Here is a 12,692-nt window from a genome sequence, read left to right on the forward strand (position 1 = left end):
TCAGTCAGGGTCAATAGCGGGCGGGCCCGGCGCCCATCTCGGTCACGGACGGCCCGTGCGGCTCGGCCTGCCCGCGCAGCGCCGGGCTCAGCACGCGGCCGACCCGCTCCACCAAAAGCGTCATCTCGTACGCGACCAGGCCGAGGTCGCAGTCGGGGGCCGCGAGCACGGCGAACACCGAGCCGTTGGTGATCGACATGACGAACAGCAGCCCGCGGTCCATCTCCACGACCGTCTGGTTCACGCCGCCCGCGTCGAAGATTTTCGCGGCGCCCTGCGTGAGGCTCATCAGTCCGGACGCGATCGCCGAGAGCTGGTCCGCGCGCTCCGGCGGGAAGCCCGCCGAGTAGGCCATCGGCAGGCCGTCCGAGGAGACAACGACGGCGTGCGCGACCTTCGGGACACGGTCCGCGAAGTTCGTCACCAACCAGTTGAGATCCTGCCCGCTCACCGAGCGCCTCCTGTCTCGCCGTCGTCCTGTGACGGCGCCTCACCTGACGTGCCTCCGCCGCGAGTCTCGGTGCGGCCCCGATTGACGCCGCGCTGCAGGCTCGCGAAGCGGTTGCGTACGACGTCGGCCGACTGGCCGAGCCCCTGCTGCTCCTCCGGCCGGCCCTGCGCCGGAGCGTCCTGGACGGGCGCGCCCTGGGCGGCGCCCGGCTGCTGCGGCGGACGGCCCGCGGTCGGGTCCGCCGTCGGCACGGTGGGCGGCTGGAACGTCCCGCCCGTCTTGCCGACCGCGCCCGGCACCCGGTTCTTGCCGGGCACCCGCTTGGGCAGTCCGACCGCCGTGCGCTTCTCCGCCACGGGCTCCCGGGCGGCCTCGGCGGCGCGGAACCCCGCGTCCGCCGGGGACTCCCAGCCCTTCACCGGATCCTCGTTCACCATCTCCCCCGACCTGCGCTGGAACCATTCCGACTGCATCGCGTCGAAGATCGGTGAGCGCTCGGGGACCCGCGGCGGCCCGGCGGGGGGCTGCGGCGGCGCGGGCGGGGACGGTCGCGGTCCCGGCGCGCTCTGCGGCGGCGCGGCGGGGGCCTGCGCCGGACGGTCGAACATCGACGGCTCGGGTGCGGGCCGCTCGGGGACGGCGTCCTCGGCGGCGTGCGGGCCGGTGCGGCCCCGCGGCGCCGGGGCGTCCGGCCGCGCGGGCTCCGCCGGGGCCCGGTCGGCGGGCTCGCCCCAGCCGTTCTCGGCCCGGGCGGGTTCGCCGCCGTGGGCCGCGCCGTTGAGGGAGCCGTCGGCGATCGTGGCGTCCGCCGGTCCGCCGAACGGCTCGCCGAGCTGGTCGAGCGGGCCCGTCTCCCACGGGATGCGCCGCGCCGGCCGCGGTTCGGGCACCATCGGCTGCGCCTCGGGGACGACCGGCTCGGGGCCGCCGGGACGGCCGGCGGCGTCATCGCGTCCCGGCTCGTCGGGGCGCTGGTCGCGGGGCGGCTCGGCGGGCTGCTCGGCCGTCCGCTCGTTGCGCGGCTCGAACAGGCCGTTGGAGCCGCCGTCGCCGGCGGGACGTCCGGGGAGCTGGGCTCCCGGCCGCCGGACCGGCAGCTCGCCGGGGCGCCGCGGCGGCTCCTGCTCGTCCGGGCGCCACTCCTCGGTGGGCCGCTCGGACGGGTGCCGGGACGCCGGCTCGTCCGCGGGGACGCGCGGGAGCGGGCCGGTGCCGGGCCGGGCGGCGTGCGCGCCGGTCCCGCCCACGGGACCGAGCGGCCCGGAGTCGTTCATCGCCGGCTGGGGGCCGGTGGCGCCGCGCAGCGGGCGCAGCGGGCCGGTGCCGCCGACCATCGGGTGCGAGCCGCCGGCGGGGCCGCCGGCGCCGAGCGCGGGGGTGCCGCCCGTGCCGGGGCCCTCCTGCTGGAAGGCGCCGGTGGCGCCGACGGCGGGCGCCTCGGCGGGCGCGGTGAGGGTGGCCAGCGGGCCCTGCTCGGCGGATTCCCGGCCGGGCAGGCCGCGGGCGCCGATGCCGCCGGACTCGCCGGCGCTGACGACGGCGTCCGGCAGGACGACGAACGCGGTGAGGCCGCCGCCCTGCGCGGCGCGCAGCTCGACGCGGATGCCGTGCCGGACGGCGAGGCGGCCGACCACGAACAGGCCCATGCGGCGCGCGGCGCCGAAGTCGATGACGGGCGGGTTCGCCAGCCGCCAGTTGGCCTGCTCCAGCTCCTCGGACGACATGCCGACGCCGTTGTCGGTGATCTGCAGCATCGAGCCGCCGCCGCTGAGCAGCTGGCCCGACACCGTCACCTTGGTGTGCTCGGACGAGAAGGTCGTCGCGTTCTCGATGAGCTCGGCCAGCAGGTGGACGAGGTCGTTGACGGCGGGTCCGGCGACGGTCATGTCGCCCTGGACGCGCAGCGAGACCCGCTCGTACTGCTCGACCTCCGACAGCGACGCGCGGACGACGTCGATGAGCGGGACGGGCTTGCGCCACCGGCGCACCTGCTCCTGGCCGCCGAGGACCAGCAGGTTCTCGTTGTTGCGGCGCATGCGGGTGGCGAGGTGGTCGAGCCGGAACAGGTTGCCGAGCTGCTCCTCGTCCCGCTCGCTCTGCTCCAGTTCCTCGATGAGGCGGAGCTGGCGCTCGATCAGCGACTGGCTGCGGCGCGAGAGGTTGACGAACATCGCGTTGATGTTGCCTCGCAGGACGGCCTCGTCGGCCGCCAGCCGGACCGCCTCGCGGTGGACCTCGTCGAACGCGCGCGCGACCTGGCCGATCTCGTCGCGGGAGTCGACGTCGATCGGTTCGACCTCGATCCCGCCGGCGGCGGCCTCCGGGTCGCGGAGCCGCTCGACCAGGCCGGGCAGCCGGGTGCCGGCGACCTCCAGCGCGCCCGTCTGCAGGCGGCGCAGCGGCAGCACCAGCGAGCGGGCGACGATGAGGACGAGCGCGACGACGATCGCGAGGACGAGGAACAGCAGCACCGCGTCGCGGACGGCGTCCATCTGCGCGGAGGACCGGGCGGCGTCGGCGTCCTCCGCGAGGTCGGCGGCGATGTTCTGCTCGACCGTCCGGAGCCGGTCCACCCGCGCGGAGGAGTCGCTCACCCAGTCCTTGGCGGTGTTCGCGCTGAACCGCACCGACAGGTTCGTGGTGGCGTCGGCGCGCGCCAGCACCAGGATCCGGGTGTATTCGGCCTGGTCGAGCTCGGGACCGGTGACGGTGTCGTCGTAGAGCCGGAGCTGCCCCGCCGTGGCGGTGCTGCGGAAGGAGTCGACGCTGGCGTTCAGCTCGGCGCGGGCGTCCTCGACGCGGGCGCGCTCGAGCGGCTCGAACCGCTGCTGCCACATGGCGCTGGCGATGAGCGACCGCTCGCGGGACGCGGCGTCCTTGGCGTGCGCGAGGTCGGACAGCGCCAGGGCGCTCTGCGCGATCTCGGGGGTGGGGGCCGTCTGCGAGACGACCTGGTGGAAGTCGCTGAACGCGGAGACGAAGTCGCTGTACCGGTCGATGACGACGCCGGGGGCGAGGCTGCCCGACACCTTGCGCAGCGCGCTCAGGTCGTTGACGCGGTTGAGGACGTTGGTGACGGCGAGGTCGAGCGCCTCCGAGCCGGTCTCGACGTCCTGCGCGACGTCCCGCACCTTGCGCGCGGCGGCGTCCACGGCGTCCTGCTGGGCCTTGAGCTCCTCGGGGTTGACGGCGTTGGCTCCGCCGGCGGCCGCGCGGGCCGTCATGTCCCGCTCGCCCTCGACTTCGTGGGTGAGCGCAGTCAACTCCTTACCGAGCGTGGCCAACCGGCCGGTGCGCTCGTAGGAGTCGGCGTTCTCGATCGACTCCGAGACGCGGAGTCCGGCGACGAGCGCGACCGCGACCGTGGGCACCACGATGAGGGCCAGCAGACGGGTCCGCACGCGCCAGTTGCGCAGCCGGAACCGCCCGCCCAGGAAGCCTCTCTTCGGAACGTCTTCGCTGGCAGACGGGCGTTGCTCGGGGGACTGCGGGGCCCCTTCGGCCCCTTCGGCTTTCCGCACTGCCCTCCGCTACCTCTCACTGGGTTGACCGCTCGCGGCGCACGGTGACCTGAATGAGATTCGGGTCGTGTCGCCCACCCGCTCCGCTGCGGACGAGCGCGGAACATTGCAACACAGAGCGACCATCATGGCCAACCCGAATGATCACACAAGTCTGGACTTGTGATGCAGGAGATATCAATGTCACAGCTTGTTTACGCATCTTCACATAAGTCCACGTAAACCTGACATCTCACCCCCAGCGTGTCTACGGTGCGCTACGCTCCCCGCTCGTTGAAAGATCAGCTTTCAGCCCAGCTCATCAAGCTTCCCCCGCATACGGAGCGTTGCGCATGCCAGTCACACACCGTCGCGCGGTCCTCGCCGGCGCGCTCGCCATCGCCGTCGGCCTCACCGGCGCCGCCTGTGGCGGCGAGGACGAGACCGCCTCCGCCAACGGCCTGGAAACCTCCAGGCTCACGCTCGGCACGATGACCGTCGCCGACACGGCGCCGGTCCAGATCGCCATGGAGAAGGGGCTGTTCGAGGCCGAGGGCCTGGAGGTCAAGCTCCAGACGATCCAGGGCGGCGCGGAGGCCATTCCCAAGCTGAAGAGCGGCGCCCTCGACATCAGCTTCGGCAACTTCGTGTCGCTGGTCACCGCGTCCGTCAAGGACCCGGGCTTCAAGCCCCGGATCGTCGCGGAGGGCTTCCAGAGCGGCCCGAAGACCCACACGCTGATGGTGCGCAAGGACTCCCCGTACCACTCGATCGAGGACCTCAAGGGCAAGAAGATCGGCGTCAACACCAAGAAGAACATCAGCACGCTGATGGTCCAGGCGGCCGGCCAGCCGAAGGGTGTGACCTTCAGCGAGGACGACTTCGTCGAGGTGCCGCCGCCCAACATGGAGCAGGCCCTCAAGTCGAAGAGCGTCGACGCCGTCCAGGCCATCGAGCCGTTCGGCACCCAGATGCAGCAGTCGATCGGCGCGCGCATGGTCGCGGACCTGTCGAGCGGCCCCACCGCCGACTTCCCGATCGCCGGTTACGCCTCCACGGAGAAGTTCGTGAAGGAGCACCCGAAGACCGTCGCCGCGTTCCAGCGGGCCCTGCAGAAGGCCGCGACGCAGTGCGCCGACCGCAAGGTCGTCCAGGACATCCTGCCGAAGTACGCCAAGATCGACGCCGAGGTCGCCTCGACGATGAGCTACGGCACCTACACCAGCACCCTGAGCACCGAGCGCCTCCAGCGCGTCCCGGACGTCATGCAGCAGTTCGGCTACATCGACAAGAAGCTCGACATCAAGACCCTCATCGCACAGGTTTCATGACTTCTCGTTTCATGAGCATTCGCCGTATCGCGCTGGGCGCGGCCGGCGGTGTCGGGGTGCTCGCGGTCCTGGAGGGCGTCAGCCGTGCCGGCCTCCTGGACCGCGACGCCCTGCCCCCGATGACGACCGTCCTGTCGGAGGCCGGCAAGCTCGCCGTCGACGAGGACTTCCTCGTCGACGTCGGCTCCTCCCTGCAGGCGTGGCTCGGCGGGCTCGCGCTCGCGGTGCTGGTGGCGGTCCCGCTGGGCGTGCTGCTCGGCTCGGTCCCGCTGCTCGACACCGCGTCGCGGGCCCTCGTCGAGCTGCTCCGCCCGATCCCCTCGGTCGCGCTCATCCCGCTCGCCATCATCCTGTTCGCCGAGCCGCTGCAGATGAAGATGTCGCTCGTCTTCTACGCGTGCCTCTGGCCGATCCTCATCAACACGCTCTACGCGCTCCGCGACGTCGACCCCGTGGCGAAGGAGAGCCTCCGCAGCTTCGGGTTCGGCACCCTGTCGGTGCTGTGGCGGGTGTCGCTGCCGAGCGCCGCGCCGTTCATCGTCACCGGCGTCCGGATCGCCGCGTCCGTCGCCCTCATCGTCGTGATCAGCACCGAGCTGTTCGCCGGCGGGTGGGACGGCATCGGCATCTACCTCTCCGACACCCAGTCGGGCGGCGGCCGCACCGACCTGCTGCTCGCCGGCGCGTTCTGGGCGGGCCTGCTCGGACTGCTGGCCAACGGCCTGCTGCTGCTCTTCGAGCGGCTCGCGTTCCGCTGGAACACCGCACGGGTGGAGGGGGTCTCGTGAAGGCGCTGAAAATGGGAGGCGGTCTCCTCGCGCGCGTGTGGCTCGTCGCCGCCGCGGTCGTGCTCTGGGAGGTCGTCACCCGCCAGGTGAACGAGACGTACTTCCCCCCGCCCACGGAGATCGCCCGCACGCTCAAGGAGATCTGGTTCTCCGGACCCGCGTCGCACCTGTTCCTCTCCGACGACGCGCTGGAGGACTTCTCCAGCAGCCTGAAGAACCTGTTCGTCGGCTGGGCCGCCGCCGGCCTCATCGGCGTGGTGATCGGCGCCGCCATCGGACGGTCCCGGGTCCTGTTCGACATGTTCGACCCGGTGCTGCAGTTCCTGCGGGCGGTCCCGCCGCCCACGCTGCTGCCGTTCTTCATCCTCGTGTTCGCGATCAGCGACACCATGCGGATCGTGACGATCGCGTTCGGCGTGATCTGGCCGGTGCTGCTGAACACCTCCGACGGCGTCCGCTCCGTGGACGCCCTGCAGCTGGAGACCGCGCGGGTCTTCAACGTCTCCCGGTTCCGCCGGATGACGACGATCATCCTCCCGGCGGCCGCACCGAAGATCTTCGCGGGCCTGCGGGTCGCGCTGTCGTTCGCGCTGATCCTGATGGTGCTGTCCGAGCTGATGGGGAGCACCGTCGGCATCGGGACCGAGCTGCTGGACGCGCAGCGGCAGTTCGAGCTGCCGCGGATGTGGGCCGGCATCGTCATGCTCGGCATCCTCGGGTTCCTGTTCAACGCCGTCTTCATGCTGCTGGAGCGGCGGCTGCTGTCCTGGCACGCCGGCGCCAAGAGGCTCGCGACCTGACGATGTTCCACGTAACGCACACACAGAAAAGGCGGCCGCGATGCTAGAGATCAACGGCCTCACGCACTCCTACGGAGACGGGTTCACCGCCCTCGACTCCCTCGACCTCACGGTCGCGGACGGCGAGCTGCTCAGCATCGTCGGCCCGTCCGGCTGCGGCAAGTCGACCCTGCTGCGCTGCATCGCGGGGCTGATCCGCCCGACCGGCGGGAAGCTCGAGCTGAACGGCAAGCGGATCGACGGCGTGCCGGACGACCTGGCGGTCGTCTTCCAGGACTACAGCCGCTCGCTGTTCCCCTGGCTGACCGTCCGCGACAACGTGGCGCTGCCGCTGCGGCGCCGCGGCAAGTCCCGCGCCGAGCGGCGCGCCGCCGCGCAGGAGGCCCTCGAGTCGGTCGGCCTCCCCGACGCGGGCAAGAAGTACCCGTGGCAGCTGTCGGGCGGCATGCAGCAGCGCGTGTCGATCGCCCGGGCGCTCGCCTACCGCCCGTCCCTGCTGCTGATGGACGAGCCGTTCGGCTCGGTCGACGCGCAGACGCGGGAGGACCTGGAGGACCTCGTCCTGAAGGTCCACCGGGACGAGAAGATGACGATCCTGCTCGTCACGCACGACATCGACGAGAGCGTCTACGTCGGCGACCGCGTCGTCGTCCTCAACCGGTCCCCCGCCCGCGTGCACGCCGACCTGCGGGTCGACCTGCCGACCGAGCGCGACCAGATCGAGACCCGCGGGCTGCCCGAGTTCATCCGCCTCAGGGCCGAGGTCGGCCGGCTGGTGCGCGGCGGGGCCAAGGTCCCCGGCGCCGCGCCCGCCGCGGGCAAGGGCGCCGACGCCGCGGCCGACGGCCCCGTCCGGAAGGGCAAGGCCGCCGAGGCCGCCGAGGCCGAGAAGGCGGAGGTCCCGAAGGCGGACACCAAGAAGACCGACACCACGAAGGCGGACGCGAAGAAGGCGGACGCGAAGAAGGCGGACGCCGCCAAGGCCGACGCCGCGAAGACCGACGCCAAGAAGACCGACGCCAAGAAGACCGACGTCGCCAAGAAGACCGAGGCGAAGAAGACCGACGCCGCGCCCGCGGGTGCGGCGGAGGAGCGGGACGACGCGAAGGCCGAGAGCGGCACGTCCGTCGCCAAGGCCGCCGCGAAGCGGACCGGCAAGGACGCCGGATAACCCGCGCGCGGCACCGCCGCGGCGTCCGCCGAGGACTCCGCCGGGACGGACGCGCCCGCCGGCGACGGGGCCGGCGGGAGAGCGCCCGGCGGACCGAGGCGGAACGAGCCGGAATCGGACGGCGGCGCCGCATTCGGTCGCGGAATCGGACATCATGGCGAAGGCGGGCCGGACGCGACGTCCGGTTCGCGGGCCGGGTCCCACGGCGATCCGGCCGGCCAAGGGCCGCCGCCGACAGGCGGCGCTGACACGACCCGGGGGCGGGGCCGCCCACCGACGGTCCCGCCGCTCCCGGGGACCAACGAAGGGCGATTCATGCGCGTACTCATCGTGGGGGCCGGGATCGGCGGGCTCACCACCGCGTTGAGCCTGCACGAGGCGGGGGCGGAACCCGTCATCGTCGACGCCGCGCGGGAGTTGCGCCCGCTCGGCGTCGGCATCAACCTGCTGCCGCACGCCGTCCGGGAGCTCACCGAGCTCGGTCTGGGCGACGACCTCGCGGAGATCGGCATCCCCACCGCCGAGATGGTGCACTTCGACCGGTACGGCGGCCGCATCTGGGGCGAGCCGCGCGGGCGCGACCTCGGCTACAACTGGCCGCAGTACTCGATCCACCGCGGCGAGCTGCAGATGGCCCTGTTCGACGCGGTCCGCAAGCGGCTCGGTGACGGCGCCGTCCGCACCGGGACCGTCTTCCAGGACTTCGAGCAGGACGGCTCCACGGTGCGCGCGCGGCTGCTCGACCGGGCGTCCGGGGAGGTCCGCACCGAGGAGGCCGACGTGCTCGTCGGCGCCGACGGGCTGCACTCGGCCGTCCGCGCCCGGCTGTACCCGGACGAGCGCGCGCCGCTGTGGAACGGGATCCGGATGTGGCGCGGCGTCGCCGAGGGCGAGCCGTTCCTCACCGGCCGGACCCTCGCCGTCGCGGGCAGCAACGCCACCGCCAAGCTCGTCGTCTACCCGATCTCCCGGCGCGCCGAGCGCCGCGGGAAGGCGCTGCTGAACTGGGTGGCGGAGGTGAAGCTGGCCGACGACCGGCTGGACCGGACCGCCGACTGGAACCGGACGGGCCGCCTCGAGGACGTCCTCCCGCACTTCGCCGACTGGACGTTCGACTGGCTGGACGTCCCCGCGATGCTGCGCGCCACGGACGAGATCCTCGAGTACCCGATGGTCGACCGCGAGCCCCTCGGGCGCTGGACGTTCGGCCGCGTCACCCTGCTCGGCGACGCCGCCCACCCGATGTACCCGATCGGGTCGAACGGCGGCTCGCAGGCCGTCCTGGACGCGCGGGTCCTCGCGCACGAGCTGGTCGCGGCGGGCCCCGTCGATGGCCTGCTCGGCTACGAGCGGGAGCGCCGCGAGACCGTCAACGCGATCGTGCTGGCCTGCCGGGACATGCCCGCCGACCGGGTGCTGCACACGGTCAGCCAGCGCGCCCCGGAGGGGTTCACGGCGATCGAGGACGTGCTCGCGCCGGAGGAGCTCAAGACGATCACCAGCGCGTACCGGCAGACGTCGTTCTCCGACGTGGACGCGCTGAACTCGCGCCCGTCCTACACGGCGGCGCGCTGACCCCGGCCGCGGGTCATTTCGCCTCGGAGTAGCGGTCCACCACCGCGATCTCCATCGGGAACACGACGGGCGTGCCGCCGAACAGCAGGCGGCGCGCCTCGTCGGCGGCCGCCCGCACCGCGTCCGCGACCTCCTCCGCGAGCTCCGCGGGCGCGTGCACGATCACCTCGTCGTGCTGGAAGAACACCAGCCGCGGCGGGCCGAGCCCGGTCAGCCGGCGGCGCAGCGCGCCGAGCAGCGCCAGCGCCCAGTCGGCGGCGGTCGCCTGCACGACGAAGTTGCGGGTGAACCTGCCGCGGCTGCGCAGCTCCCGCGCGCCGCCGTCGTCGGAGGTCAGCGCCCGCCAGCCCGGGGACGGCGGCGGGCACGTCCGGCCGAGCAGGGACCGGACGAGCGCGCCCCGCTCGCCCGCGCGGGCGGCCGCCTCGACGTACCCGAACGCGTCGGGGAAGCGCTTCTTGAGCACCGCGAGGAGCTGCACGGCCTCGCCCGTCCCGCCGCCGTACATCGCCGACAGCAGCGCCAGCTTCGCCTTGTCGCGGGCGCTCAGCTCGGGCCCGGCGGTGAACGACTCGGCGAGCGCGGCGTACAGGTCGCCGTGGGCGGCGGCGTCGGCGAACGCCCGGTCCCCGGCGAGGGCCGCGAGGACGCGCGGCTCCAGCTGGGCGGCGTCCGCGACGACCAGCCGCCACCCGGGGTCGGCGACGACCGCCCGCCGCAGCACCCGCGGGATCTGCAGCGCGCCGCCGCCGCTGGTGGCCCACCGCCCGGACACCACCCCGCCGACCACGTACTCCGCACGGAACCGGCCGTCCCGCACCCACGCGTCGAGCCACGCCCACCCGTGCGCCGTGTGCAGCCGCGCCAGCTCCTTGTACTCCAGCAGCAGCGGCACGGCCGGATGGTCGACGCCCTTCAGGACGTGCGCCCGCGTCGACGGCACCGGCAGGCCCGCCGCCGCGAACGCCTTGAGGATCTGCGCGGGCGAGTCGGGGTTGACGCGGCGGCCGAACGCGGCGCCGATGCGGTCGGCGAGGTCCTGCAGCCGGCGCGGCCGCAGCCCGCCCGACGGCCGCGGGCCGAGCAGTTCGGTGAGCAGCGCGTCGTGCTCGTCCGCCGACCAGGGCAGCCCGTCGTGCCCCAGTTCGGCGGCGACGAGCGACCCGGCGGACTCCGCCGCCGCGAGCAGCGGGAAGCCGTCCAGCTCCGCCATGGCGCGCCGCTGCGCCGCGTGCACCTCGACGATCGCCGCGAGGTCGTCCGGGACGTCGGTGTCGGAGTCGAACAGGGACGCCTGCGCGGCCTCCCGCACGGGCGCCGGGTCGGGCGGGACGGGCGCGCCGTGCAGCCGCGCCCGCGCCGCGGCGACCGACCGCGGCTCGCCGTACCGTCCGGCGTGCCCGAGCAGCAGGCTCTCCACGAGTTCGAGGTCGTGGCAGCGCGCCACCCGCACGCCGGCGTCCAGCAGCCGCGGGTACAGCCGCGCGGTGGACGCCCACACCCACCGGGGCTTGGCGTCCCGCTCGGCCTCCGCGATGGCGGCGACCAGGTCGGGTACGGGGCGCGCGGGCCCCGCGGGCGCGCCGTCCTCGGCGAGGGGGCGCAGCTCTCCCCCGCCCCCCGGCCCCGCGGCCGCCGCCATCCGCACCCGCCCATTCTGGCGCCGGCCACCGACAGAAACGCGAGACCCCTCCGCGACGGGTGGGCGCGGAGGGGTCGGGAGGGCCAGGGCCGTGGCCCCCGGGGCGTCAGGCGACGAGCGAGACCTGCTGCTGGGGCGGCGTCCCGCCGTAGCGGTCGACGACCTTGTTGAGCTGGATCTGGTAGTACAGCACCCCGAACCCGATGAGGCCGAGCAGGAACCCGATGCCGCCGCTGCAGCTCGGCGCCAGCCCCGCGGCGCGCTGCGCCTGCGCGATGCGGCCGCCGAGCTTGACCCACATCACCAGCGGCCAGATGCCGAAGGTGAGGAAGCCGAAGAGCATCGACAGCAGCGCGTTCATCGCGGAGTCGCCGACCCGCCGGTCGTAGCGGTACAGCTCCGAGTGGACCTTGAAGAACCACACCAGGCCGTAAATGCCGAAGGTGATGATGGGCAGGCCGAGCCAGGCGCCGAGCGGGTTGCGCCGCTTCATGTTGGCGCCGGAGCCGGCGGCGGCGGGCGCCTGCTGCGGCGCCGCCGCGGGCGCGTAGCCGCCCTGGTAAGCCTGCTGCGGTTGGCCCTGCCCCTGCTGGGGGTAACTCATGCACTCTCCTGTGGAAGCCGTTCACCCGTGCGTGATCAAGAACTGTACGCCCGGCGCGCGGCTCGTGCGGCGAGATCGCCGAAGTCGCCCTACCGCAGCGGAATCCGCACTTCGTCCTCGACCGGCGGGAACGTCTCGTGGTCGCCGCACCCCGTCGCGGCGTGGCAACGGATCCGCAGCTCGTCCGCGGTGACGTCCAGCCGCAGGAAGCTCTTGAAGAACGGCGGCTCGTCCCAGTCGGCCAGTTCCGAGCGGAACCGCTGCGGCAGCTTGCGGACCGGCAGCCGCAGCGGCCCCCGCCGCCGCCGGTCGCCGCGCGGCACCCCCAGCGCGGACGCGACGAACCGGGCCCGCAGCGGCACGTCGCGGGCCTCGTAGCCCCGGCCGGGCTCGATGCCGAGCCGGCGCCGCACCGCCGCCGTGGCCTCCTCCGGCGTGAGGTCGAACAGCTTCGGCAGGCGCAGCCACCGCCCGTACAGCCTGCTGTACCGCGACAGGGAGTCGCCCCGCAGCGGGTAGCAGCGGAACTCGCTCTCCTTCACGGACCGGGTCCGCGGGATGGTGTGCGTCGCGTGCATGAACGCGCCCCCGCCGCCCGCCACGACGTACTGCAGCGGGCGCCCGTCCGCCCGCGCCATCGGGTACCGCTGGTAGTTGTGGATGTCGCCGCCGATCGCCGCCACGTAGTTGTGCGCCGGATCGCGGACGATCTCGTCGACCGTCCCCCCGCCCTCGATCGGGCACGGGTGGTGCTCGTCGTCCACGTACAGGGGCTTCCCGGTGACCAGCAGCTTCGGCTTCGGCCCCCCGGACACCCCCCGCAGCCACTC

The 12,692-nt window shown here is 73.5% G+C and carries 8 protein-coding genes and 2 pseudogenes; 5 read left to right on the forward strand and 5 right to left on the reverse strand.

Annotated features, from left to right (window positions below; genetic code table 11):
• Positions 1-10: 10 nt before the first annotated feature.
• Positions 11-451 carry a roadblock/LC7 domain-containing protein gene (locus DMH08_RS09140; RefSeq protein WP_026400464.1) on the reverse strand — a complete coding sequence of 147 codons (441 nt, stop codon included), beginning with the start codon at positions 449-451 and terminating at the stop codon, positions 11-13.
• Positions 448-3,852 (reverse strand): sensor histidine kinase, encoded by a 3,405-nt coding sequence (locus DMH08_RS09145; protein ID WP_051299995.1) that lies wholly within the window; start codon positions 3,850-3,852, stop codon positions 448-450. The genes DMH08_RS09140 and DMH08_RS09145 overlap by 4 nt, the downstream gene beginning before the upstream one ends.
• 452 nt (positions 3,853-4,304) lie before the next feature.
• Between DMH08_RS09145 and DMH08_RS09150 the strand changes: the two genes are divergently transcribed.
• The 5 genes and pseudogenes from DMH08_RS09150 (at position 4,305) to DMH08_RS09170 (ending at position 9,616) form a co-directional block, all read left to right on the forward strand.
• Positions 4,305-5,282: an ABC transporter substrate-binding protein gene (locus DMH08_RS09150; RefSeq protein WP_026400466.1), complete on the forward strand. Its 978-nt coding sequence runs from the start codon at positions 4,305-4,307 to the stop codon at positions 5,280-5,282.
• 11 nt (positions 5,283-5,293) lie between these two features.
• Positions 5,294-6,070, forward strand: coding sequence for an ABC transporter permease (locus DMH08_RS09155; RefSeq protein WP_034516111.1), 777 nt, complete (start codon positions 5,294-5,296; stop codon positions 6,068-6,070).
• 11 nt (positions 6,071-6,081) lie between these two features.
• Positions 6,082-6,870 (forward strand): ABC transporter permease, encoded by a 789-nt coding sequence (locus DMH08_RS09160; protein WP_051300075.1) that lies wholly within the window; start codon positions 6,082-6,084, stop codon positions 6,868-6,870.
• Positions 6,871-6,910: 40 nt separating this feature from the next.
• Positions 6,911-7,681 (forward strand): annotated as a pseudogene (locus tag DMH08_RS09165) (ABC transporter ATP-binding protein); the annotation flags it as partial.
• A gap of 675 nt (positions 7,682-8,356) precedes the next feature.
• Complete coding sequence (locus tag DMH08_RS09170; protein ID WP_125612984.1) at positions 8,357-9,616, forward strand: flavin-dependent oxidoreductase; 1,260 nt, start codon at positions 8,357-8,359, stop codon at positions 9,614-9,616.
• A gap of 13 nt (positions 9,617-9,629) precedes the next feature.
• Here the strand turns inward: DMH08_RS09170 and DMH08_RS09175 are convergent, their stop codons facing one another.
• The 3 genes and pseudogenes from DMH08_RS09175 to DMH08_RS09185 all read right to left on the reverse strand — a co-directional run.
• Positions 9,630-11,258 carry a bifunctional 3'-5' exonuclease/DNA polymerase gene (locus tag DMH08_RS09175; protein ID WP_125612994.1) on the reverse strand — a complete coding sequence of 543 codons (1,629 nt, stop codon included), beginning with the start codon at positions 11,256-11,258 and terminating at the stop codon, positions 9,630-9,632.
• Between the two features lie 106 nt (positions 11,259-11,364).
• Positions 11,365-11,862: a DUF4234 domain-containing protein gene (locus DMH08_RS09180; RefSeq protein ID WP_125612986.1), complete on the reverse strand. Its 498-nt coding sequence runs from the start codon at positions 11,860-11,862 to the stop codon at positions 11,365-11,367.
• Positions 11,863-11,951: 89 nt separating this feature from the next.
• Positions 11,952-12,692 (reverse strand): annotated as a pseudogene (locus DMH08_RS09185) (metallophosphoesterase); the annotation flags it as partial.

It is taken from the genome of Actinomadura sp. WAC 06369 (genome assembly GCF_003947565.1).
Lineage (GTDB): Bacteria > Actinomycetota > Actinomycetes > Streptosporangiales > Streptosporangiaceae > Spirillospora > Spirillospora rifamycini.